Annotated in this window: 29 protein-coding genes and 2 pseudogenes; 11 read left to right on the forward strand and 20 right to left on the reverse strand. The window is 46.2% G+C overall.

Annotated features, from left to right (window positions below; all coding sequences use genetic code 11):
• The first annotated feature begins 322 nt into the window (after window positions 1-322).
• Together QUB10_RS29890 and cobA are read left to right on the forward strand one after the other, a co-directional pair.
• Complete coding sequence (locus QUB10_RS29890; protein WP_333206827.1) at window positions 323-1,066, forward strand: sirohydrochlorin chelatase; 744 nt, start codon at window positions 323-325, stop codon at window positions 1,064-1,066.
• Window positions 1,063-1,872 (forward strand): uroporphyrinogen-III C-methyltransferase, encoded by an 810-nt coding sequence (gene cobA / locus QUB10_RS29895; RefSeq protein WP_333206828.1) that lies wholly within the window; start codon window positions 1,063-1,065, stop codon window positions 1,870-1,872. Before QUB10_RS29890 ends, cobA begins: the two co-directional genes overlap by 4 nt.
• Window positions 1,873-2,162: 290 nt before the next feature.
• On the opposite strand, the gene QUB10_RS29900 is transcribed toward cobA, so the two are convergent.
• The 8 genes from QUB10_RS29900 to QUB10_RS29935 all read right to left on the reverse strand — a co-directional run bounded on the left by QUB10_RS29900 (window position 2,163) and on the right by QUB10_RS29935 (window position 6,878).
• Window positions 2,163-4,418, reverse strand: coding sequence for a transglycosylase domain-containing protein (locus QUB10_RS29900; RefSeq protein WP_333206829.1), 2,256 nt, complete (start codon window positions 4,416-4,418; stop codon window positions 2,163-2,165).
• Between the two features lie 39 nt (window positions 4,419-4,457).
• Window positions 4,458-4,598: a hypothetical protein gene (locus tag QUB10_RS29905; RefSeq protein ID WP_333206830.1), complete on the reverse strand. Its 141-nt coding sequence runs from the start codon at window positions 4,596-4,598 to the stop codon at window positions 4,458-4,460.
• 157 nt (window positions 4,599-4,755) lie between these two features.
• On the reverse strand, window positions 4,756-4,878 hold the full coding sequence (locus tag QUB10_RS29910; RefSeq protein ID WP_333126925.1) for a photosystem II reaction center protein J: 123 nt from the start codon (window positions 4,876-4,878) through the stop codon (window positions 4,756-4,758).
• A gap of 69 nt (window positions 4,879-4,947) precedes the next feature.
• Window positions 4,948-5,070 (reverse strand): photosystem II reaction center protein L, encoded by a 123-nt coding sequence (locus QUB10_RS29915; RefSeq protein WP_015176850.1) that lies wholly within the window; start codon window positions 5,068-5,070, stop codon window positions 4,948-4,950.
• Between the two features lie 9 nt (window positions 5,071-5,079).
• On the reverse strand, window positions 5,080-5,217 hold the full coding sequence (gene psbF / locus QUB10_RS29920; protein WP_006635504.1) for a cytochrome b559 subunit beta: 138 nt from the start codon (window positions 5,215-5,217) through the stop codon (window positions 5,080-5,082).
• A gap of 20 nt (window positions 5,218-5,237) precedes the next feature.
• Window positions 5,238-5,486 (reverse strand): cytochrome b559 subunit alpha, encoded by a 249-nt coding sequence (psbE, locus tag QUB10_RS29925; protein WP_006635503.1) that lies wholly within the window; start codon window positions 5,484-5,486, stop codon window positions 5,238-5,240.
• A gap of 56 nt (window positions 5,487-5,542) precedes the next feature.
• A complete protein-coding gene (locus QUB10_RS29930) occupies window positions 5,543-6,556 on the reverse strand; it encodes a photosynthesis system II assembly factor Ycf48 (protein ID WP_333153627.1) in 1,014 nt (337 codons plus the stop codon).
• Window positions 6,543-6,878 (reverse strand): rubredoxin, encoded by a 336-nt coding sequence (locus QUB10_RS29935; protein WP_333206831.1) that lies wholly within the window; start codon window positions 6,876-6,878, stop codon window positions 6,543-6,545. The genes QUB10_RS29930 and QUB10_RS29935 overlap by 14 nt, the downstream gene beginning before the upstream one ends.
• 367 nt (window positions 6,879-7,245) lie before the next feature.
• Between QUB10_RS29935 and ndhC the strand changes: the two genes are divergently transcribed.
• From ndhC to QUB10_RS29980, 9 genes and pseudogenes are all read left to right on the forward strand, one after another.
• Window positions 7,246-7,608 carry a photosynthetic/respiratory NAD(P)H-quinone oxidoreductase subunit C gene (gene ndhC, locus QUB10_RS29940; RefSeq protein WP_006635500.1) on the forward strand — a complete coding sequence of 121 codons (363 nt, stop codon included), beginning with the start codon at window positions 7,246-7,248 and terminating at the stop codon, window positions 7,606-7,608.
• Window positions 7,599-8,324 carry a photosynthetic/respiratory NAD(P)H-quinone oxidoreductase subunit K gene (gene ndhK / locus QUB10_RS29945; protein ID WP_333206832.1) on the forward strand — a complete coding sequence of 242 codons (726 nt, stop codon included), beginning with the start codon at window positions 7,599-7,601 and terminating at the stop codon, window positions 8,322-8,324. The genes ndhC and ndhK overlap by 10 nt, the downstream gene beginning before the upstream one ends.
• Window positions 8,317-8,820, forward strand: a complete 504-nt coding sequence (locus QUB10_RS29950) for an NAD(P)H-quinone oxidoreductase subunit J (RefSeq protein ID WP_333206833.1) — start codon at window positions 8,317-8,319, stop codon at window positions 8,818-8,820. The genes ndhK and QUB10_RS29950 overlap by 8 nt, the downstream gene beginning before the upstream one ends.
• A 165-nt stretch (window positions 8,821-8,985) precedes the next feature.
• Window positions 8,986-9,211, forward strand: a pseudogene (locus QUB10_RS29955) (type II toxin-antitoxin system HicA family toxin).
• The gene (locus QUB10_RS29960) at window positions 9,208-9,435 is read left to right on the forward strand and encodes a type II toxin-antitoxin system HicB family antitoxin (RefSeq protein WP_333206834.1); all 228 of its coding nucleotides are present in this window, start codon (window positions 9,208-9,210) and stop codon (window positions 9,433-9,435) included. Before QUB10_RS29955 ends, QUB10_RS29960 begins: the two are co-directional and overlap by 4 nt.
• 85 nt (window positions 9,436-9,520) lie before the next feature.
• On the forward strand, window positions 9,521-9,769 hold the full coding sequence (locus tag QUB10_RS29965; RefSeq protein ID WP_333206835.1) for a DUF4926 domain-containing protein: 249 nt from the start codon (window positions 9,521-9,523) through the stop codon (window positions 9,767-9,769).
• A 132-nt stretch (window positions 9,770-9,901) separates the two neighbouring features.
• Complete coding sequence (locus QUB10_RS29970; RefSeq protein WP_333206836.1) at window positions 9,902-10,564, forward strand: restriction endonuclease; 663 nt, start codon at window positions 9,902-9,904, stop codon at window positions 10,562-10,564.
• Window positions 10,561-12,024, forward strand: coding sequence for a class I SAM-dependent methyltransferase (locus tag QUB10_RS29975; protein ID WP_333206837.1), 1,464 nt, complete (start codon window positions 10,561-10,563; stop codon window positions 12,022-12,024). The genes QUB10_RS29970 and QUB10_RS29975 overlap by 4 nt, the downstream gene beginning before the upstream one ends.
• A 50-nt stretch (window positions 12,025-12,074) precedes the next feature.
• Window positions 12,075-12,695 (forward strand): Uma2 family endonuclease, encoded by a 621-nt coding sequence (locus tag QUB10_RS29980; protein WP_333206838.1) that lies wholly within the window; start codon window positions 12,075-12,077, stop codon window positions 12,693-12,695.
• A 277-nt stretch (window positions 12,696-12,972) separates the two neighbouring features.
• On the opposite strand, the gene QUB10_RS29985 is transcribed toward QUB10_RS29980, so the two are convergent.
• From QUB10_RS29985 to QUB10_RS30040, 12 genes and pseudogenes are all read right to left on the reverse strand, one after another.
• Entirely contained in the window at window positions 12,973-13,638 is a 666-nt protein-coding gene (locus QUB10_RS29985; protein WP_333206847.1) for a Na(+)/H(+) antiporter subunit B, read from the reverse strand.
• Window positions 13,638-14,225, reverse strand: a complete 588-nt coding sequence (locus QUB10_RS29990) for a DUF4040 domain-containing protein (RefSeq protein ID WP_333206839.1) — start codon at window positions 14,223-14,225, stop codon at window positions 13,638-13,640. Before QUB10_RS29990 ends, QUB10_RS29985 begins: the two co-directional genes overlap by 1 nt.
• On the reverse strand, window positions 14,215-14,502 hold the full coding sequence (locus QUB10_RS29995; protein WP_333206840.1) for a monovalent cation/H(+) antiporter subunit G: 288 nt from the start codon (window positions 14,500-14,502) through the stop codon (window positions 14,215-14,217). The genes QUB10_RS29990 and QUB10_RS29995 overlap by 11 nt, the downstream gene beginning before the upstream one ends.
• Window positions 14,499-14,729: a hypothetical protein gene (locus QUB10_RS30000; protein WP_333052300.1), complete on the reverse strand. Its 231-nt coding sequence runs from the start codon at window positions 14,727-14,729 to the stop codon at window positions 14,499-14,501. The genes QUB10_RS29995 and QUB10_RS30000 overlap by 4 nt, the downstream gene beginning before the upstream one ends.
• A 459-nt stretch (window positions 14,730-15,188) precedes the next feature.
• A complete protein-coding gene (locus QUB10_RS30005) occupies window positions 15,189-15,572 on the reverse strand; it encodes a Na+/H+ antiporter subunit E (RefSeq protein ID WP_333206841.1) in 384 nt (127 codons plus the stop codon).
• A complete protein-coding gene (locus QUB10_RS30010; protein WP_333206842.1) occupies window positions 15,569-16,999 on the reverse strand; it encodes a cation:proton antiporter in 1,431 nt (476 codons plus the stop codon). Before QUB10_RS30010 ends, QUB10_RS30005 begins: the two co-directional genes overlap by 4 nt.
• Window positions 16,996-17,334, reverse strand: coding sequence for an NADH-quinone oxidoreductase subunit K (locus QUB10_RS30015; RefSeq protein WP_333052085.1), 339 nt, complete (start codon window positions 17,332-17,334; stop codon window positions 16,996-16,998). Before QUB10_RS30015 ends, QUB10_RS30010 begins: the two co-directional genes overlap by 4 nt.
• A gap of 354 nt (window positions 17,335-17,688) precedes the next feature.
• Window positions 17,689-18,954 carry an ABC transporter permease gene (locus QUB10_RS30020; RefSeq protein ID WP_333206843.1) on the reverse strand — a complete coding sequence of 422 codons (1,266 nt, stop codon included), beginning with the start codon at window positions 18,952-18,954 and terminating at the stop codon, window positions 17,689-17,691.
• 34 nt (window positions 18,955-18,988) lie between these two features.
• Window positions 18,989-19,836, reverse strand: a pseudogene (locus tag QUB10_RS30025) (transposase family protein).
• A gap of 128 nt (window positions 19,837-19,964) precedes the next feature.
• On the reverse strand, window positions 19,965-20,297 hold the full coding sequence (locus QUB10_RS30030; RefSeq protein WP_333206844.1) for a P-II family nitrogen regulator: 333 nt from the start codon (window positions 20,295-20,297) through the stop codon (window positions 19,965-19,967).
• A 98-nt stretch (window positions 20,298-20,395) separates the two neighbouring features.
• On the reverse strand, window positions 20,396-21,526 hold the full coding sequence (locus QUB10_RS30035) for a sodium-dependent bicarbonate transport family permease (protein WP_333206845.1): 1,131 nt from the start codon (window positions 21,524-21,526) through the stop codon (window positions 20,396-20,398).
• A 456-nt stretch (window positions 21,527-21,982) separates the two neighbouring features.
• On the reverse strand, window positions 21,983-22,228 hold the full coding sequence (locus tag QUB10_RS30040; RefSeq protein ID WP_333206846.1) for a hypothetical protein: 246 nt from the start codon (window positions 22,226-22,228) through the stop codon (window positions 21,983-21,985).
• Between the last annotated feature and the right edge of the window lie 754 nt (window positions 22,229-22,982).

The raw sequence follows: 22,982 nt of genomic DNA on the forward strand, positions 1-22,982 counted from the left end.
GTCCCGCCCGTCTAAAAAGGACGGGCGGGACGCCCATCCCACAATAACAATTAAAATTGTAAGTTATTTAATTCGCGATCCTATTAGAAGATTTAAGCCCAGTATTAAGTAATTTTTAAGCCCCGCCCATTATTTCGTAGGGTGTGGGGCTTAGAAGATTTAAGCCCAGTATTAAGTAATTTTCAAACCGCGCACCTTGGTTAAGTTGTTCCAGGTGCGTGAGTCGGAATATTCGGGTTGAGTGTTGAGTATTTTTAAGTCACGCGCCCCACGGTGTTATAATTATTTGAAATCCCGATCGAACATTAACATCCAATCTATATTGAAATTGCGCTCATCCACCTATTTATTAGTTTCTCACGGCAGCCGTGACCCCAGACCCCAACTAGCTTTGGAAAACCTAGGTCAACTGCTGTCTCAAAATTTGGCTGACTCGTTCCCAGCAGTAGCAACCGCCACCTTAGAACTCGGCCCCGCACCGCTGCACGAACAAATTTGCAGTTTTGGCGAACGTACCCTGTCGCTGGGACTGACAGAATTGCAAATCCTGCCTGTATTTTTATTGCCGGGAGTTCACGTCGCCGAAGACATACCGGCAGAGGTCGAAATTGCCCAAAAAACTTTTGGTGACAAGCTAAAAATTGAATTGCGCCCGCATTTAGGTTCCCAGGAAGCAGGCTTAACACAATTGGTAAAAAGTCAGATGCAAGAGGTGACTTTTCTCCCCAATCTGCTATTGCCAAAATGGATTTTATTATCTCACGGTAGCCGTCGCCCCGGAGGTAACTCGACAGTTGAGGAAATCGCCAGCAAACTCGGTGCACAGACAGCTTATTGGTCGGTAAAGCCGAGTTTGTCAGAACAAATTGAGAGTTTGGTTCGTGGTGGACAGCAGCAAATAGGGATTGTGCCATACTTCTTATTTAATGGAGGAATTACAGATGCGATCGCCAAAAATGTAGCACAGCTAAAGCAGCAATTTCCTGCGACGGAACTTCATCTCGCAAATCCTCTAGGCCCAAGTGTACAATTAGCAGACTTAATTGGGAATTTAATTCAAAAATGAACCGCAGAGGCACAGAAGAGGTAAAGGAAGCAAGAAAAATGTCTTTAGGAAAAGTGTATTTAGTAGGTGCGGGGCCCGGAGATCCGGGTTTGATGACCTTGAAGGGAAAAGCTTTGTTAGAGTGTGCGGATGTGGTGATTTACGACGCTTTAGTCAGCCCTCAAATTTTGGCAGCAATCAACCCCGAAGCAGAACGAATTGATGCCGGAAAACGCAAAGGGCGTCACTCGTTAATGCAGGACGAAACAACTCAGTTAATGATAGAAAAAGCTGGAGATAATGCGATCGTAGTTCGTCTCAAAGGCGGCGATCCGTTTATCTTCGGCCGCGGTGGCGAAGAAATGGAAGAGTTGGTAAAAGCTGGAGTGTCAGTAGAAGTAGTCCCCGGCGTAACTTCTGGGATTGCGGCCCCTGCTTATGCGGGAATTCCTTTAACACATCGAGCTTACAGTTCCTCTGTCACCTTTGTCACCGGTCACGAATCAGCGGGAAAATATCGGCCGGAGGTAAATTGGCAGGCGATCGCCCGCGGCTCCGAAACCATTGTAGTATACATGGGAATCCACAATTTGCCTTACATTATCGGCCAGTTAACAGCAGCCCAATTGAGTGCAGAAACGCCCATAGCATTAGTGCGCTGGGGAACGCGGCCCGAACAAGAAGAATTGATCGGCACTTTGGGTACAATTGTAGAGCAAGTTGAGGCGGTCGGATTTGCAGCACCTGCGATCGCGGTAATCGGAAATGTCGTCAATTTGCACTCGATATTGTCTGGCTGTCGGCCCGTTTCTCAGACTGTAGAATAAGCGGGGAAATTGCCCCTAAATCCTCGTAGGGTGCGCCGGGCCGCGCACCTTACTGCTAAATCTATTTTTGGCGATTAGTTATGCTCGCCAACAACTAAGGATCGCGAATTAAATAACTTACAATTTTAATTGTTATTGTGGGATGGGCGTCTCGCCCGTCCAAAAAGGACGGGCGGGACGCCCATCCAACTTTCAAGAGTGGAAGTTATTTAATTCTCATTCCTAACAACCAACCACTAACTAATGACTAATGACTAATGACTAATGACTAATGACTAATGACTAATGACTTAACGCGCCACCTGCCGCATATACTCCCCCCACAACTGAGCGGCATTTGAACTACCTCCCGCAGTCGGAGAATTATCATCATTTCCCAACCAAACTCCTGTCACCAGTTGCTGACTCGGAATATAACCCACAAACCACAAATCTCTATTATCATTAGTCGTGCCTGTTTTTCCAGCTTCTCCCAACCCCAAAGCAGCACTGCTACCCGTACCTCCCCGCACCACACCTTGCAGCATATCAGTCATCGTATCCGCTACGCCTTCGGAAACTAACTGCCGATTGGCAATGCCATCTTTTTGATACTCATAAATCACCCGGCAACTGTTAAAATCATTTCGATCTTTGCAATCGCTGCTGTCAATAATTCGCTTGATTACGTGGGGGCGATTGCCCAAACCCCGATTTGCCAAAACCCCGAAAGCACCCGTTAATTGCAACACATTAACTTCACTTTCACCTAATACTAAACCAGGATTAGAACGCAGTTCAGAAGTAATCCCCAAACGTCTGGCCATTTGCACCACATTGTCTAAACCGACATCTTGTTGTGCTATTCGCAAAGCAATTGCATTTTCCGACAATGCCAAGCCGCGATACATATCAGCATTACCGCTGGTTCTTTCGCAACCACTATAACTTTGTCCTCCCCAGGAAAGGGGAGCGCAAGAATAAGTTTTATCGGGTGAGATTCCCCGTTCCAGGGCGGCTGCATAGGTGAAAATCTTAAATGTAGAACCGGGCTGTCTCAAAGCTTGGGTAGCCCGATTAAACTGACTTTTCAAGTAATCTACGCCCCCAACTAAAGCTAAGACTTCCCCGGTTGTACTGTTGAGAGTTACCACGGCTCCTTGAGAAAAGCCAGCACTTGCTCCGGCATTTTCAACAGCATTTCTGAGGGAAGCTTCAGCCACTTTTTGCAGGCCGGGATTCAAACCTGTTTCTACAATAAAATTGCCTTCTCTGGCTAACTGCTCCCCCAGCAAAAACTCCAATTCGTCAAATACATAACTGTAGAAATAAGGAGCGATCGTACTTTGCAGATATTGGCGAGCTTTAGGATTGATCTCAATTCGCGATCGCCTCGCGCGATCGGCTTCTTCCTGAGAAATCGTCCCCAGTGCGCGCATCCGTTCGATCACTCGATCGCGATACTGCACCGCCAACTGATAATTTTGAATCGGATTAAAACTGTTTGGCGCCGGCAAAATGCCCGCCAAAGTTGCCGCCTCTGACAAAGTTAAATCCTTCGCCGACTTCCCAAAATAAAACCGAGCCGCATCCTCAAAACCGTAAAGGTCAATTCCCAAAAACACGCGATTCAAATAAGTCAGCAACAGTTCGTCTTTGCTGTAATAATTCTCCAGTTTCAAGGCAACTACAGCTTCCCGTAACTTGCGCCCTGCCGAATCTTGAGTTCCCACATAATCTCGAAACAAACTCCTCGCTAACTGCTGCGTCACAGTGCTGCCGCCTTCGCGAATTCCTCCCCCGCGAACATTGGTCAAAAGCGCGCGCAAAACTCCGATCGGATCTACCCCCAAATGCCAATTGTAGCGGCTGTCTTCCGAAGCAAGTACCGCCTTGGATAAATAAGGCGAAAAATCCTGCAATTGCTTTAATTCTAAGTGAGCGTTATTCTGAGGAGGACGCAGCGGAGTTTGCCCATCGCGGGCGTAAACAATCACGGGGCCATTGATACTTCTCGGCAGAGGCCGCACTTGAAACTTTGTGGATTCCATGCCTACCAACACGGCAATCAAAGCGGTGATTCCGCTTACGCCATAAAAGCTGTAACGCAGAAGTTGCAAATACCAAGGCGGCGGATATACGAATTGAATTCTGACAGCGGCGGCTAGTTCCGGCGGCCCTAAAGTGAACACGTCTCCGTGACGCAGGGACATACTTTTAACTCGCCTTTTGCCATTGTAAATGCCGTTTGTGGAGTCTTCATCTTTGATGACAAAAGGAGTCCGCCGCCGACTATCCCGCGACAGGGATAAGTGCACGTGACTGACAACGGGATTGCGAACTACTATATCTGAAGATTTGGACGATCGACCTAACAGATATCGATCGCCCAACAGCGGATAAACCTCAGCTTTAGCTGCACCCGCATCCTGTACCCACAGTTCGGGTACTTTGGCGTTTGGTTTCAGCGCTAGCTGGTTAAAATTAACCTTAGCAATAGTCTGGACTGCTTGGGTAATCGCACCCAAGACGGTTTGAGGTTTGCGGGGCGGCGGCGGTGGGGTCATATTTCGCTGTGCACTACGATCGAGCGATCGGCTCTTGCACTATTCTACTCGCAAGTTTTCGCTATTTTCACGATCGGGCCCACTCTCAGGGCGATCGTTGGCTAGTGGCGATCGATTTTGGGGTGATTGGTGAACCCGCAAGGCGAGCATTTCCTTGAGCAAATCTCCACCCAACCACAAAAAATCCCCATCTCACAACTAGGATTAAATTCTCATAAACTTGTCAAAATATCCACACTTTCGATAACATTTATCCCAGATTTAGCAACAAACTTCGCATAATCAAAACCCCCCTTTTTGAAGGGGGGTTAAAAGCCGAAAATCAGCTTGATTCTCCTTACATCGAAGAACCCAAACCGGCATAAGCACCGTAGAAGAAAAGAGCCAAAACGCTCAGAGCACCGAGGCCTGCAACAGTAGCTACCAGCCACAAAGGAATTCTGCCACTTTCACTAAACATAGCCATCACCTCACTAATGTACAGCTAAACAAATTCGATCGAACTATCGAAAGCCAACTCAGACACCAGTTAATTAAAGAAATAACTGGAAAACAAAATACCCAAAACAAAAATCAGCAACAAACCCAGATACAAAGAAGTCCGGTTTAACTCAACAGGCTGCTCGTTGGGATTAGGAACGCGCTCAGGCATTGTAAACTCCTATCGTTGAATAAATTGCATTGCTGCGATCGCGCCCAAAAAGAAAATTGTTGGGACACCTAAAGTATGAACGGCCAACCAGCGCACCGTAAAAATCGGATACGAAATTGGCTCATTATTTGGGGTTCTACTCGTCATTTTTCCAAATCCTTGTTAAATTACTTGGCAATGAACTGATCTACTTGTTTCTTAGCTTCAAAGCGATCCGAGATAATCGGCACTTCTTCCCGCTGCGGTGTGAAATACTGGTTAGGGCGAGGAGTTCCGAAAGCATCGTAAGCCAAACCCGTTTGCACAAACAGCCATCCAGCAATAAACAAAGCCGGAATGGTGATGCTGTGAATTACCCAATAACGGATACTTGTAATAATGTCCCCAAACGGACGTTCTCCAGTTGTACCAGCCATTTAGAATCCTCCTTTCAACAACAAATTGACAGACAATCTCTATTACTATTCTACTATCAAGCCGCTTGCGCTGAACCTTGATATTTAAGTAGAGTACCGCTCGCGCCGATCACAAATCCGCGATCGGGGCCCATAAAGACAATCCTGTAAAAATTAGCGGGAACATCTTCAACTTCGCGGTCTTTTAGCCAAGTTTTCCCGCCGTCCAAACTGCACAGCAAATTGCCGCCGCCGCCGGCTACCCAAACTTCATTATCAGTCCGGTAAGCCATGTCCAGCAAACCCCAACTCGCCTTGCGATCGGGAAAAAACGGTTTTCCCCAACCTTCAGGATTGGACGGGTCGCTAAACTGAATTTGACCACCACGGGCGAGCATCCACAAACGCCCATCCTTGGTAAAGCCCATATTTTGCAGGCGGCGAGAACTATTGCGGTTGTGAGGTTCCCAAGCTTCTTGTCCGGGTTTCCACACCGAGTAGAAATTGCCCTTCGAGGAAACCGCAACATACTGCCCGTCTTCAGAACGGTTGATATTGCGAACTACCCCAAAAGAATCCTGCACGACAGCTTTCCAATTTTTGCCGCCGTCGGAAGTCCGGTAAATCGCCCCGACATCGGTCGTCATCTCGGCGGAATTCGGGCCCAATGCCGCGATCGTACTCGGAGAACCGGGCAACTGAGAGCTCAAAGCAATCCGCGTCCAAGACTTGCCCTCATCTTCTGTATGGAGCAAAACAGAAGGCTGGCCGACAATCCAGCCTTCGGAACCTGAAAAACTCACCGATGCAAAACGCGACCTCGGATCGTCGATATCCAGTCCTACAGACTTCCAGCTAGTGCCACCGTCAAGGGTTTCGAGCAAAGTCGCCTCAGAACCCACAACCCAGCCGTGCTGAGGATTGCCCGTAAAGGCAATATCCTGCAAATTAGCTTCCGTCGGCAAGGAAATCACTTGCCAGGGGTTGTAACTCACAGCACCGATGGTGCTGCAACTCGTACAGATGAGCGCAGCCGCCAATAACATTACAATTCGTTGCCAAAATCTCACAATCGTCTTACTGCAAACCATACATACTAAGTAAAAACAAGAAACCAACGACCAAGCCGCCAAAAATCAGCAAACTTTTCTGACCTTCGGTCATGCCGTTGACACCGACACCGTAGCGCTGATTTGCCTTAAATCCCGATACCCCTTCCATCTGACCGAGATTTTGAAACATCGACTTGCGCGCCCCGCAAACGGGACAGACCCAAGTCGGGGTCACATCTGTAAAAGCAGTGCCAGGGGCAATTGCATTTTTAGGATCGCCCTTTTTAGGATTGTAGACGTAGCCGCAGGCTCGGCACTCGTGCCGATCGAGGGTATTAGTCTCCGTGGCTCGATCGCTCATAAATCCAAAAGAGTAGGTCAGCTAATCGTGAAGTACCTCAACTAAACTTCGTTATAGTTGGGGATTCCAACTAAAACTCCTATTAGGACGGTCTTATTCGTCTTCGAGGTTTCCCGTCTCAACCGCCGATGCCACGTTAGGGACACCACTTGGGTGTTCGACACAAAGCGTCGATGATGGTCTTACTTAGCGTCCACAGGCAGCCACCCGTCTTCCACAGGCAGTTACAATATTAGAATATACATTAAAAATTATTGCAGAAGATGGAGGATTAATCTCAACCAACTCGTAATTTTAGCTACCCAAAATCTATATAATGTAACAGACAAGTTACAGAACCCTTTCACCTAGGCAGTAATTATTCACCGTGTTTGCACTCAGCGGCTACGAGTATTTCTTAGGCTTCCTGTTAATTTCCAGCCTAGTCCCTATCCTCGCCCTCACGGCGTCTAAGGTTCTGCGGCCCAAAAGTCGTCCCTACGACCGGCGCACTACCTACGAATCCGGCGTCGAGCCGATCGGCGGAGCCTGGATTCAGTTCAACATCCGATATTATATGTTCGCCCTGGTCTTCGTCATCTTCGACGTAGAGACCGTCTTCCTCTATCCTTGGGCGGTTGCTTTCAACCAGCTAGGACTGTTGGCTTTCATCGAAGCCTTGTTTTTTATCACGATCCTCGTTATTGCTCTTGTCTATGCATGGCGCAAAGGAGCCTTGGAATGGTCTTAAGTTCTGACAAATCACAAAAACCTCTAATTGTCAACCCCGCTATTCGCCCGGAAGTCACATCACAACTCTCAGAGAACGTCATCCTGACAACAGTGGATGACCTCTACAATTGGGCGAGACTTTCGAGCCTGTGGCCGCTGCTTTTCGGCACCGCCTGCTGCTTCATCGAATTTGCAGCTTTGATCGGTTCGCGCTTCGACTTCGACAGATTCGGCTTAGTACCGCGATCGAGCCCCCGGCAAGCCGACTTGATCATCACCGCCGGCACAATTACCATGAAGTACGCCCCCATCTTGGTGCGGCTGTACGAACAAATGCCGGAACCCAAATACGTCATCGCCATGGGCGCTTGCACCATCACCGGCGGAATGTTCAGCGTAGACTCCCCCACAGCAGTCAGAGGCGTTGACAAACTGATTCCCGTAGACGTGTACATCCCCGGCTGTCCCCCCCGCCCAGAAGCGATTATTGACGCAATTATCAAACTGCGGAAAAAAATCGCCAACGATTCTATGCAAGAACGGGCCAATTTGCTGCCAACCCACCGCTACTACACCAGACCCCACAAAATGAAAGTAGTAGCCGACATCTTGGACGGCAAATACTTGTCTATTCCAGGCCGGATAGCGCCGCCGAAGGAATTGACAGAAGCAATGGGAATGCCTGTACCGCCGGCCCTGCTTGCAGGACAAAAACAGGAGGTAAACCGTGGCTGAGACAGAATCTGCAATTGTTGAAGCCGGGAAGGTTTCCCAGTGGTTGACTCAAAATGGCTTTGAACACGAAGCTTTAGCGGCCGATAATTTGGGCGTGGAGATATTAAAGGTCGATCGAGACTTCTTAATTCCGATGTCAACAGCACTGTATGCCTACGGGTTTAATTATATGCAGTGCCAGTGCGCCTACGACCAAGGGCCGGGAGAAGATTTAGTCAGCGTCTACCACTTGGTTAAACTGACAGACAATGCTTCCAAGCCTGAAGAAGTCCGCGTCAAAGTATTCATCCCCCGCGAAGATCCTAGAGTGCCATCAGTCTACTGGATTTGGAAAGCAGCAGACTTTCAAGAGCGGGAATCCTACGATATGTACGGCATTGTCTACGAAGGACATCCGAATCTGAAACGGATTTTGATGAACGAAGATTGGGTAGGCTGGCCGCTGCGGAAAGATTACATTTCCCCTGATTTCTACGAATTGCAAGACGCTTATTAAGGGAGTTTTGAGTTTTTAGCTCAAAATACAGTTGGTCGTTTTGCACCCACTTCTTTGAGGAGTGGGTGCATTGTTTTGTGCGTTTTTTTGGGAAAGGTCGATCGAAACTTTCTGGGATATGATGAAAGTGTTCCCGTCACCTTGCCACATTTTTAATGTCTGCTTATGCCCAAAAAGATTAGAGAACTCAAAAGCCTGTTGCTAAAAGCTGGGTTTACTTATCGTTCGGCAAAAGGCAGTCATACAAGATGGGTTCATCCTTTACTACTATCATGAACCAATTACCATTGCTGGAAATGATGGCGATGATGCGAAACTGTATTTAGAGAGAGAAGTTAATCGAAAAATTGGAATATTGAAAGCAATTGAAGAAGAGGAATCTGAATCATGAAATTACCTTATATAATTGTTATTCAATGGTCGGATGAAGATAACTGCTACCTAGTTCACTTACCTGATTTTCCATCTCAGAAGTTCCACACTCACGGAGATACCTACGAAGAAGCTTTGCAGAATGCTGTAGAGGTATTAGAGCTTTTAGTTGAAGAATATCAGGTAGATGGTAAATCTCTCCCAGAACCTAAAGCTCTAGTAGAAAACTTGCTGTTTGCTTGAATGTAGATTTGAAGTCATTGAGCATGATTCCGAGATTCCGAGATTAACAACCTGCTATCCTCTGTAATGTCTGGAGGTAATAAAAGTGGCAAAGAATACAATTAAATTACTCGATGTCGTTGCCTTGACAGTTGATGTTCCTGAATACAATCTCTGGCGCGGACAAGTAGGGACTGTGGTGGAACTGTTGGCTGATGGTGCAGCGTTTGAGGTGGAATTTAGCGATCGCAACGGACGCACTTATGAATCTATCGGGTTGCATCCAGAGCAAATCATGGTGTTGTATTTTGAGCCAGCATCACCTGATATCAAACCCGAAATGGTTACAGCATAAGTCGCACAATAACTTGTGGACTTTATAAAAAATTGGATTTCAGGTTGATAAGTGAAATAGCTAATAAACCTGCGATCTTTGATGATATCGTTTAATTGGTCAGCCAATTAAATAATCTGGTGGTTCATCAAAATGACGACTCTGACCGTAGAAATTCTTTGTTCTGAGGCGGCAATATTTTCAGCAGCCGAGTCTCAACACCCGGAACCACTGCTTTACGGCATCACAGACGGAAAGGCTGTTGGGACATATTTGGAGCAAAAGTTCAGACTCTATCTCAAGCAAAAATATGAATTTATAGATGGCAATTCAGCAAGCGGCATCGATTTCCCAGGGATATTAGTTGACGTGAAGGTAACAAGCATTAGGCAACCGCAGTCGTCATGTCCTTTCAAATCTGCAAGGCAAAAGATTTTTGGGCTGGGATATTCACTGATTATCTTTGTTTACGAAAAGACAGACAACAGTTCGCTCCGAATTGCCACCCTGAATATTTTGCATACAATTTACGTGAGTGCCGAAAGAACAGCAGATTTCCAAATGACCCGTGGAATTCGCAATATTTTAGATAATGAAGGCAATAAAGATGATTTGCTTGCTTTCATGTTTGACAAAAATTTACCTGTTGACGAAATTGAAGCAGGTAACATTGCCGACGAAATACTGAGAAACCCACCCTTGCAAGGTTTTTTGACCATTTCTAATGCGTTGCAATGGCGACTTCAGTATGGAAGAGTCATTGAGCGTGCTGGACAACAGGAAGGGGTTATCGCAGTTTATCAATCTAACCGATGAGTTCCAACGATCGCCAAACCAAACTAGAATATGGGGATTTTCAGACACCGCTGGAATTAGCCGAGATGGTGTGTCGGAAATTGAGAGAACTTAATGTTAACCCCAAAGTCATCATTGAGCCAACTTGCGGCATAGGTAATTTCATTAAAGCTGCTGCAAATTCGTTTCCATCCGCCAGCCATATTATCGGGGTTGAAATCAATCAAAGTTATTTAAGAGAATTAACAGCTAAGCATGAATTGTTAGAGGATGAAAGATGTGAGGTTAAGCACGGAGATTTTTTTGAATTTGACTGGACATCATTAATCAACCAATTCAATCATAGGGTGCTGGTACTTGGCAACTTTCCTTGGGTAACAAACTCACAACAAGGAACTATTGGCAGTGAAAACTTGCCGAAAAAAACTAATTTTCAAAAGCACACTGGCTTAGATGCACTAACAGGTAAAAGTAACTTCGATATATCAGAATGGATGCTGATCCATGCGATACAATGGTTGCAAAATCGTGACGCCACTCTGGCAATGCTTTGCAAGACTTCCGTTGCCCGAAAGTTATTGAGTTACATTCATTCAAAAAAACTTAATCTCGCTAGCTGTGCAACTTACAAAATAGATGCTAAAAAGTATTTTGATGCAAATGTTGATGCCTGTCTGTTATTCTGCAAGTTTGACTTAAGTTCACAAAACTACTTCTGCGATGTATTTAGCAGTTTAGAAAGTTCTGACTCCCATCGAATCGGATATCACAACAATCTCCTGGTTAAAGATATAGATGCTTTTAGTAAATTGAGTGATTTATATGCGGTGAATTCAGGTGCAAAATGGCGATCTGGTGTAAAGCATGACTGTTCGAGCGTGATGGAGTTTCGGAAAATTGATAATTTGTTTGTTAATGGATTTGGGGCAACTGTCGAGCTTGAGGAAACTTATCTATTTCCGCTACTTAAAGGATCGGATGTTGCTCAAAATCGCATTAATACTACCGATCGATATATCCTAGTTACTCAAAAAAATATCGGTGAATCAACCGAAAATATCAAAACTATAGCTCCTAAAACCGGATGTTATCTAGAGAAGTGCGGGCAATATCTAGATAATCGCAAAAGCAAAATTTACCAAAATAACCCTCGCTTTTCGATTTTTGGAGTAGGCCATTATAGCTTCCAACCTTGGAAAATTGCGATTTGCGGGCTTTATAAAAAATTGGATTTTAGGTTGATAGGTGAAATCGCTAATAAACCTGCAATCTTCGATGATACTGTTTACTTTCTCAGCTTTGACAGCGAGAGAGTTGCACGTCAAACTTTTGAGCTTTTGAATTCACCGACAGCAATTAACTTTTATTCAGCACTTGTATTTTGGGATGAAAAGCGTCCGATCAAATCCAGCATTTTAAATTGTCTGAATCTAGCAAGGCTGGCAGAGTTGGAATTTGTAACCGCTGATGCACGCAGATAAACGCAGATAGATAGAGATATAATTGATATTATCGGTATTTCTGAAAACCTATGACTCAAGCTTTACCCAAACTCGTAAACTTCGAGGAATTTGTGGAGTGGCTACCTGAAAATTCGGGGGTACGCTACGAACTGCATAATGGAGATATTGTTGAGATGGCACAACCAGTAGGCGAACACGAGGAAGTTAAAGGCTTTCTTACAATCAAAGTTTCCGTTGCAATCGATCGTCTGGGATTGCCATACAGTATCCCCAACCAAGCGATAGTTAGACCTCCTGAAAAAGATTCTGGGTATTTCCCCGATGTGTTGGTGCTAAATCGTGCAAATCTGGTGAACGAAACATTGTGGCAAAAACAATCTGTCCTCAGTTTGGGTGGATCGATACCGTTGGTAATTGAGGTTGTGTCAACCAATTGGCGCGATGATTACTATTTGAAATATGCTGATTATGAGGAGATGGGTATGGCTGAATATTGGATTGTGGATTATGCTGCGTTGGGTGGACGTAATTTTATTGGCAATCCTAAACAACCGACAATTTCTGTCTGTAACTTGGTTGATGGTGAATATCAAATCCTCAAGTTTCGAGAGAACGATCGCATTGTGTCGCAAACTTTTCCCGATTTGAACCTGACTGCAAATCAGATTTTTGGAGCTGGTTTAGTGTAAGCTGATATCTTGGATATTGGTATTTTTTAACCGCTGATGCACGCAGATAAACGCAGATGACTTCACAGGAATTTCTTATCAAAAGCAAAGAAACCGGGTTTTTGACCTCGCAAAAAAACCCGGTTTCTGACTACTCGTGCGTAAGGCTTATCAACGTAAAATATCGTTTACGGTTGTTGCGGAATGATTAAACCACAGAGAACACAGAGGACACAGAGTCAGAGATTGAGAGAGATGAATAATTTCGATGCCAATGGATTTGAGATCGGAAAATTTGTCATAGCAATCCGCGATAGCGAATAAATACTAACAGCACCGCCCACGATCCTAATGCGACTTTGACTGCAACCAGGATATTGAGCAAGGGGAGAATGCCACCGCTGAAAAGTGTGCCTAACTCTCCGTGCGGTAACTCATATCCTGACAGAGTGATAACGGACAATACAATGAAAACAAGTACCGAAACCTTCTCCAAAGTCGCGGCGTGCCAGCGCTGGTAGATTTCTTGCATCCACTGCGGTGATGAGGTAATCGCCACCAAGCCGATCGCAGTTCCCCCCGCTACACCCGCGGCAAAACCACCCCCTGGACTTAAATGCCCGCGAATTGCTAGTTCGACACCCACCAAGGCCGCAATCGTCGCTCCCAATCGCGCCAAAATAATCGATGGTTGATCGGTAAACTGATATATGGCGCAGGACGGCTGTTCATTGGCTAGCATAAAACTTGCACCCAAGATGGCGATGGTAAATACCACAACTTCAAAGATCGTGTCGTACAGCCGATTTCGCAAAATGATACCGGAAACCGCATTGGATACTCCACTATCTTGAACAACCAATTCGACGATCGAACTTTGCTGCGATAACTCCATTGTTGGATTGGTGATTAGCAGCATTTTGACAAACAGCGCTATCCCTGATAAAAAGTAAACCCACTTCATCAATGCTTGTCCTCTGCGTCAGGTGTATTTACATAGGTTAGGGTTGTCCCTGGTGATGAAAGTTCGGTTTGCATGATGTCGTAGACACGCCGAACTCTGATTGCGGTGTTATAAAGTTGCGCTTCGCCGCTGTGTTCTAGTTGGTCTTCTGGGGAACAAGCTGCATGAACTTCTTTTTCCATCAGCGCCCGCTGCAATGCCTGTGCACTCGCATAGGGAACGAGTTCCAGGCGCATATGGCGTTTCTCAAAAACTGTGCGGATGTCATCTATCAGTTGCTTAAAATGACCTGCGGTTTTGCCGTTTGGTATAGCATCGCCCTCTGTCCCCTCTTCGATTACACCCAGACGCAGCACGAAGGATGAACGCACCGTCACGGCATAAAGTGTAATCGCGAGTAGAGTACCCATCAAGGCTTCGGTCAAGCCCACATCCCCCGCGCCTAAAATTGTATACACCAAGGCGGCGATCGCTCCCAATACCCCCCGCAGTAGCAATGCGTGGTATGGATTGACCTGAAATACCACCATACCAGCAGCTAAGGGTAGCAGAGCGACGAGGACATAAATGTAGCTATTATCGTTCATAGTTAGTCCCTGTTTTGGAACAATAGGCCAACACATATCCCAGCATTGTGTTCCAGATTGCTAAGCAAATGATCGCCAGAATCAGCAGGGGCCATTTACTGGGTATTTTCAGCAGCAATCCGACGACGATCGCGATCGAACCCAGCGTATCTGCTACCGAAAGACTGTGCAGTTTATATAAAACCGATCGCTTCCCAAGTAGGTAAGAAGTACCCCAAAACCAGAAAAAAATCCCTATACCGATGCAGGTATAGCTCAATACATCTATTACGATCATGCTTCACTGATACGTTTGATTATTTGTGCCAACAACATCAATCCAGCATTACCCACACTGAGGATAATCGCCGCCACCACACCGATCATCCAATCATCGCGCCAGACGGATATGACGAGAGCGATGATTGCCGCCTTGGTCGAAATACTGGCAAAAGCCAACATTGTCTGCCAGATATCATGATCTTTCCATACCTCGTACATTGGTATGAGCAGAGCCAAAATCATCGCAATTAGAATCAAGTTGTTTAAGTTGTTCAATTGTGTGCACTCCTGCTTTTTTCTTACTTAATATCGGGGCGGGCTCGCGTGCCCAACCCCCTACACCCCACAAGAAACTCTTGAGAATAGTGCAACTTAATAGACCTCTGCCATCATTGTGGAACAGGCAGGATGCCTGTTCTTGACGGGCTGTTTCGCGGGTGGGGGCGGGTTTATTTAACCTGTCTGCAATCTTTAAAGCTATTGGTGAACCCGCCCCTACAGATTCTTGAGAATGATCCAATATCGAGCGTGTAAATAAACTCGGGTATGTCACAAAATGTAAAGTATCGTAACCCCTGCGATAGAGCACTTTTACTAACTGCGGACATACTTACGTATTTTATCGCCTATCTACTTATTTATTTCTCCCTTCTCTGCGTTCTCTGCGTTCTCTGCGGTTAAATAATTCCGAAAAAACTTCAGCTAATTACTCGAAGTCCGCCGCACCCTGTGTACTTCGTAAAAACCCTCTTCGTGATATTTCACGACAATCGTCTTAGGAGTAAAAGTTATCAGGAAGACATCTAAGAATATCAGCAAGGGCGATCGATGGTTTGGCACTTTTTCCATGATCACATCTTCGTGTCTGTGGGGACGGAGGATGAGTTCAAAAGCTTCTATATAAGCTATCGGAATCGCCATGAAGATTTTACCCAACACCCCCAACCATTCCCTCAAAGGTTCCGGGGGTGCGTAGCTGCGCGGCAACAGGAAAGCAATGATGAAGCCGATCGCAATATTTGCCAAACTAAAATCGGCTGTGAGTAGAAACCAGATCGTCAGTCTTAATATTAGCTGTCCAATCATGTTGAGAATGCCATCCAGAATAGTAGGAGCGAAATCAAGCTCATAACACCGACCAAATGATCGAATTGTTCAAGCATACGTGGCAGTTTGATTGCCGTGCGTTGAAAAATTAGAAAATAGGCTAACCAACCAACGCCGATGATGGCGATCGCCTTAAGCATATTGTCCAGCGTATAGGCCTCAACATAAAAGGCATTGGCTGCAATCAGCCCACCTAGCAACAGCAACACCGCAGGCCAAAAACCGGGTTTTGATTTTGCTGCTCCACCACGGGGCAGAAAGATGAATTTAGCAAATAGGATAGCCGTTCCTACGGCTGCCACATTCATGGCGAGCGCATAAGGGGGTGTCAAATTCTTCAAAGTCAACATCTTTGCCCCAAAGCCAACCAAAAAGGGAAAGCCTGAGATCGAAAGGCTAGCCACGACTAAGGCAATCCAGAGCGCAGTATTAATCGGGTTTTGTCGCAATTCCTTAAAGTCGCGGCTGGGTAAAGAACCGGCAATCAGGAATAGCGCCGATTTAACCAAGCCGTGGGCTAGGGCATAAAAGCCTCCCACTTCCGGGGCTACGAGAATCCAACCTAACTGCGAAACCGTGCTGAACGCCAGCATCCGTTTGGTATCCTTTTCAAAGATGCCATAGAACACGCCCATCAACGCCGCCCCGACTCCGAAAATCTGGACGATGGGTGCCACCTCCTCCACCATCAGCGCACAGCGCACGAGGGGATATACCCCAGCTTTAACGACAATTCCTGACAGCAAAGCCGACACTGGCGTTTCTGCTTCCGAGTGAGTTAACGGTAGCCATAACCCCGATACAAACACACCTCCCTTAACCAAGAGTCCCATAAAGATCAGAGCGATCGCCTCTGGGGGTGCTGCGCCCAAGCCGGCAAAACTAAACGAATTACTTGCCTTATAAACCAGCACGGCACCGACTAGATAAAACAGCATTGCCGTGTTGCTAATAAATAGATAGCGCAAACCTACCCAAATCGAGCGATCGGTGCGAGGATAGGCAATCAACAGAAAAGCCGCAATCCCGCTGACTTCTAACCCTACATATAAACTGATAAAGTCCGTAGAGGCAAAGGCCGCATTCAGGCTGCCGTGTACCATCAGAATCTGTGCATAAAAAAATGCCGTCTTCTCTGTAGGCCAACAGTAGATAATCACCGCTGCTGTGACTAAGGCATTGGTTAAGATGAAATAGCCACTCAAGCGATCGACTAACAACGTGACACTGAAATTATCCAGTAACTCCAGCGTCACCGCTGACGGCATCACAAAAAGCTGGAACGCATAGGCAGCGGACGCGAGCGCTCCGAATATTGCGAGATACTTGTCAAACTTCGGAATCAAATAAATAGTAAACCCGACAAAAAACGGGAGTCCAATCCAGGCTAGCGTCAGGGTATTCATGGGGTATTATTCATCTCGATTTCGTTACTTTCTAATGTCGGATTATCTCGTGCCAGCTTCATCACACTGACCAGCATTAAAGCCTGAATCGAAAAGCCGATCACGATCGCCGTTAAGATCACCGCTTGGGGAACCGGATCGGCGTAAGCGACAACATTTTTCCCCTTTGAAATAATTGGTGTCAGCAAGCCTTCTCGCGATGCCACCACCACGTAATAGGCGATAACCCCTGTACTCATGACATCCATACAGACGATTTTCATGAGCAGGTTCTTTTTAAAGATGATACCAAAAAATCCGCAAAATACTGTTGCCAATACCAATGCTTCTAACATGGAAATTGCGTGTTGGATAAGGGGTTTTTGTTATTATATTTGAATAAGCGTATATTATTTCTAATTGGACTCAGACATTTTCTAGCCCCTAAACTAGCTGAAACGCACTCTAGGTAAGGGAAAGAGTTTGATACCCCGTCAGAGCTGAAACCCTTGTCAGTTCTGGAATGTACCCAAGTTAAGCTCAAATCCTTTACCTGTCTTAGTTTGCCGCCAGTTTAGACGTGATTTTGGTCTAAGTCCCGTTAGCGAATCTGTGGCCGACAACGAAGTCCGATCGTCCATCTTTCCCCGGTTTCAGACCACTCGTGCGTCCAGGAGTGTTCAATTTAACGGGGGCGATCGTCACTAACTTCAATCATTCCGCAAAGCTGCGATCGGATCTAAGCGAGCCGCATTCCGAGCCGGCAATACTCCCGCCAATAAGCCTACAGTAAAAGACAGCCCAAAACCTGCCGCGATCGACCAGACAGAAACCACAAATGGAAATTTGAATGCTGTCGAGGCCCCAAAGGCGATCGCAACTCCCAACCCAATACCCGCCGTACCCCCCACCGTGGAAACTAAAATAGATTCCGCCATAAATTGAATGAGAATTGCTGCATTAGTAGCGCCTACCGCTTTGCGAATCCCGATTTCCTTAGTCCGTTCCACAACAGACACCAACATAATATTAGCAATACCGATACCGCCAACCACCAAAGAAATTCCGGCGATCGCTCCCACCATAACCGTAAATAAACCGATCACATTGCTAAAAGTATTAACTATCTCAGCTTGATTTACAACTCGAAAATCATCCGGTTGTGGCGGATAAATATTGTGGCGCAAGCGCATAATATTTTCTACTTGAAATTGAGCATCCGCTAAATCCGCTTCGCCCGCAGTTTCCAACCAAAAACCCGATATTGCAATCCCCGCTAAAGAATTTCTCCCCACAATCCGCGCCGACATATTTTTGAGGGGAATATACACTCGATCGTCCTGATCGGTTCCCCCTACAGACCCCTTGCTTTCCATCACTCCAATGACCTTGTAGCGGTTTCCCTGAATACGAATATCGGAGGATAGCGCATTAGCTCCCGCTCCAAAAAGTTCGTCCCGCACCTTAGAACCGAGGACAACTACAGGCTCAGCAGCATTCAATTCATCCTCGTTAAAAAACCGTCCTTCTTGGGGTTGAATGTTCTTCACATCTGGATAGTTTAAATCCGTTCCCAAAATCGAAGTAAATGAATTTTGTCCGCCGTAAACGACTTGCACTTGGCGCTGCAAATAAGCCGAAATCGCCTTAACTGCGGGAGCTTGTTTGCCGATCGCCCTAGCGTCATCCCAAGTAAGAGTAGTAGCAGAACCGCTTCCCTGACTGACACCGCCCGATCGCGAAGCGCCGGATAAAACCAACAGCACATTTGTACCCAAAGCCTTTAACTGTTCTTCAGTTGATTTTTGTACTCCCTGTCCCACCGAAGTAATGGCAATTACCGAAGATATCCCAATAATTACGCCCAGCATAGTTAAACTGGTACGCAACTTATTATTCCACAGCGCCTCTGTCGCCATGAAAGCGATTTGAACATTAGAGATTTTGTTGGTACCGGGGCGAGTCTGTAATTTCATATTAGACCTCCTGCAAAAAAAATCTATGTTAGACTTAAAGGTTTTGAATTTTAGATCTGAGAGCTAACTCATAATTGTAAAGTGCTGATAACAAATTACAACGGAGACCATAACGGCGGCGACGATTTCGATAACGACTTGACAAAATTTTGACAACTTTTAGACTCCTATTAACATATTCAATCACTATTAGTTCCTGGGTTCAAGCTCGATTGTAGTCTTTTTGTAAAAGAGAAAGATTCGCATTTTTAGGTGTCTTTTTAGGAGTCGAGCTATTAAAGTGATCGTCTTTTATCCCTGGATAGCAACTATCTTGTAAACTATGGGTTGAGGGATGGAAATGAACATTGCTTTTTTAAACAAGCTGAAATCGTGGCAATGCCCCAGTCCAAAATTTAGGCAAATAATCTGTTTACTTTCTTGATTAATGACCGCTTGCATTTTTAGGCTGTGTTTTTTTTATTGACTGAATAGTATATTTACTGTTTTTTTTTGGCGTTCGATAGCTGTTTCTGTGACATCCATTACCACAACTTTGCTGACGCCCAAAACCTTTGAACAATGCTTTTTTCCCACCAGGAATACCAAACTTTCCCGTTTTCATTAAAGTTGATTCAATGTTAATTACAATTCGGCAAATCGTTGATCCGGATACTCCCCAATTTGTCTCCCTATGAAAATAGGTTCGATATTCTCGCCAATATTCCAAGGCCACTAAAACTTGTTCTTCAAGAGTTAAGGCGATCAAGGCGTCCTCGTTTATCTTGAGGATTTTCATTCCCGGAATAGTTCTCAAGTGTTAAGCATTTCTTTAAACGTTTGAATCTCGACACCAAATCTCCGTTTAAATTGCTCCGGTTTCAAATTTTGATAAAGCGGCAATGACCATACCACCTATCAGAAAGCGGAGCGTTGGGGACTGCAACTGAGACCCAAGTCCCGCAGGCCAGAAATACGGCTACTAAAAACCGGGGTCATGCCCCGGCTTTTGAGGTCTGTGTCGTCTCGATTCAACAGCCGTCTGGTCCACAGAAACTGTGTCCGTACAGTACCTCGGCGTCACAGATATAGATCATGCCCGCAAAATCGAGGAAAAACTTGACTGCGACCTGATCCGCAATATTCTCGGCCATATCCCGATCCGGGGTGAGCACCTCGAATTTTATATTCGCCGTGATGTCAGAAACGCTAGGTTGTCCCGACGAGCGCACGTTGCGACTGCCTTTACCGCCGGTTTCCAGAACCGTATAACCGGTTGCCCCGGATTCTTCGATGATATTGACGATCTTTTTGAGCAGAATCTTTTCCGTGACGATGACAAGCTTTTTGGCTGGCTTGGGCATGTTGATTACCTCCTTACCTACGTATGTTGATCTTAATATATTGAGTTGCTTGGTCTGCCGGGTCAAGGGAGCGCCGACAGACAGCGACCCGTCTGGGATTAGCTGCCGCCTATCGCCTGGGCCAGCCCGAGGAAGAGCGGTATACACAAGCCGATCGCAATGGGTGTACCGATGGCTGTGGATGCGCCGATGTAGGCGGAGGGATTGGCCGACGGAATCCCGGCTCGCAACGTGGGCGGACCTGAGATGTCTGAACTGGAGGCGGCAATAACAGCCAGGATCACAACACCGCCCAGGCTGAATCCTGTGGTGTAGTGGGCAATCATGCCGAGACCGAAGGCGATGAACCCATGCACCACCGGTGCCACTACGCTATACACGACGTACCACTGGGCAACCTTACGTAGTTCGCCAAGTCTTGACCAAGCCTCCATACCCATGACCAGCATCAAGATCGAAAGCAAGCCGCGGAAGAGGGGGTCGTAGAAGGTTTTATAGACACTTTCCGGCTGGGTGAACAGGCCAAGAGCAATGCCGAGCAACATTGCCGATAGGGCAGGACCCTGGAGGCTTTCCTGCACGATCGGCCATATCTTGACCCGATTATCCGCAGGCTTCTGCTGCTTGCTGAGATACTCTTGCCGGCCGCGGGGATAATCTTGCTGATCGGGATAATCGCCTGCTGCAACGGGCTGCTTGCTGAAAGACTCCTGCACGGTAGAGTGGGCTGCTGGACTACCCTTCTTCTGGTTGAGATAAATGTTGGCCACCACAATCGCCGTTACGAGCGCTGGGATATCCATGAAGGGATAGAGTGCGGCAGCCCATGCCTCGTATGGCATCTTTTGTTCTTCCAGTAGTGTCAGGGCTGCAGCCATGGTAGAGCCACTCACAGCACCAAACAATCCCCCGGTCGCAATCGCATCTATGGTGTTGACCTTCGGCAGCTTGGCCAACGTATAGCGCGCGATGAAGACAACAAGAACCCCTACCGCTACAGCAGACGCTGCGGGTATCACCATCTCCGTCAGGTTGGAATTGCGGATCGCCTGACCACCGGTCAGACCGATTTTCATGAGCAGCATGAAGACGATGATCTGATTAATCGCCTCTGGAATTACCAATTCGCTACCAAGGGCGGCAATGACCATACCACCAATCAAAAACCCCAGTGTTGGGGACTGCAACTGCTTAACGAAGTCCATTAAAAACAAGGACAAAAAATCCACGAATACCTCCTTCCGCCTCCTCTAACGAAGAGCGACTATTGTGATCGGTGAGCTTTAAGAAGTAAGGGTACAGCGCTTCCACCCTGGCGACAGGTGTTACGCAAAAACCTGTCGCCAGAGGATTCAGAGATGGCCGCTCTCCGAATGGGGCTAGAAGGTGTCGCTGTCCCGCAGTAACTTCTATAGATCAATATCTATTAAGAGCCAAAATTCTATGTACTTAAGTGTATCCTTAAATTCGCACACACTTGCGATCGCTTTACATGGCTCTGCCAAATAATTTCAAATTCAAATCATAAGTTTTCCTTTTATTCTCATAAAACCCGTATATCTATTCAGTGTAAATTGCGATCGCAGAATTTTCTCTATACACGGATATTGCACCGAGGACGGTATGGGATCAGCCAAATCGGGAACAGGAGTTGCGTGGACACCACTCTTCTAGCAATGACTGAGCTAATCAATCCACATTTCAGGGGGAGCTGTTGACGGTTCATAAGTCGTGGCTGGACTGTAACTGGCGAGGTTAAACCACCCCACCGCCAGTAGGAGATCAAACCCACAGCCCAACAAAAAAGTCCAGGCGTGAGACGAGTCGAGTACGCAGAGCAGGCGGCGATCGCTGCTATATACCTGCACTAGCCAGCCTTCGCTGGTGTTGTCAAATTTCGTCTGCAGTTTAGTTGAGTCAAACTTGTTCATTGTGTACGCTCCATGCTGATCGAATGTATGTGGCGGTGGCGGGAAAGTGCCCGCCGCTACGGAAATACCTGTCAGAAATTCACCTGTGAATGGAGAGTGTCTCAAAGAGAGAAACTGGGTCGCTCAAACCTGACATTGATGTCGAACAGAAGACAGACATCTATGCTTTCGCCTTGAACAATATTCTTAAGTTTATACTTAGATTTGCTGGTTGAATGGTGATCATAGCGCCAAAAGGATAAGTGTTTTTTATAAAATGCTTCAGCTAATCTGAGTCAATCTTTCTCAACAGAGGGTAGTAGTGAATTCGCCCATCTTTGGCATAAAGTTAAAGATAGGGTTCAAGGCAAAACCATAGAGTATTGCCTTGAATTGTCGTAACAGAACGCATCAAGAGCTAACCCACATGACCCCGAAAGCCAGCAAGCTTGTCATCGTCACGGAAAAAGTGCTGCTGAAAAAGATCGCCCATATCATCGATGAAGCTGGGGCTGCCGGTTATACGGCATTACTCACAAGTTAAGCTAAAAGCACTATTGTCAATGAGTAAAATTACTCATGTTTTACCTGTTGACCCAATTAAAATATGACTCCATTTGTTCCTTTATTGTTGAAAAAAAATTGTTCGGGACTTCTTTGAGTTCCAGGGAAAGGAGAAATAATTAGCCTGACATGAGGTAAGGATTCAGGTCAAAAAAAGTTCAGAGACACCAAAAAATATGGTAATGTAGTTGAATGAGCCAAAAACCAGAGT

The organism is Microcoleus sp. B5-D4, assembly GCF_036705145.1.
In the GTDB taxonomy this organism is placed as follows: Bacteria; Cyanobacteriota; Cyanobacteriia; order Cyanobacteriales; family Microcoleaceae; genus Microcoleus.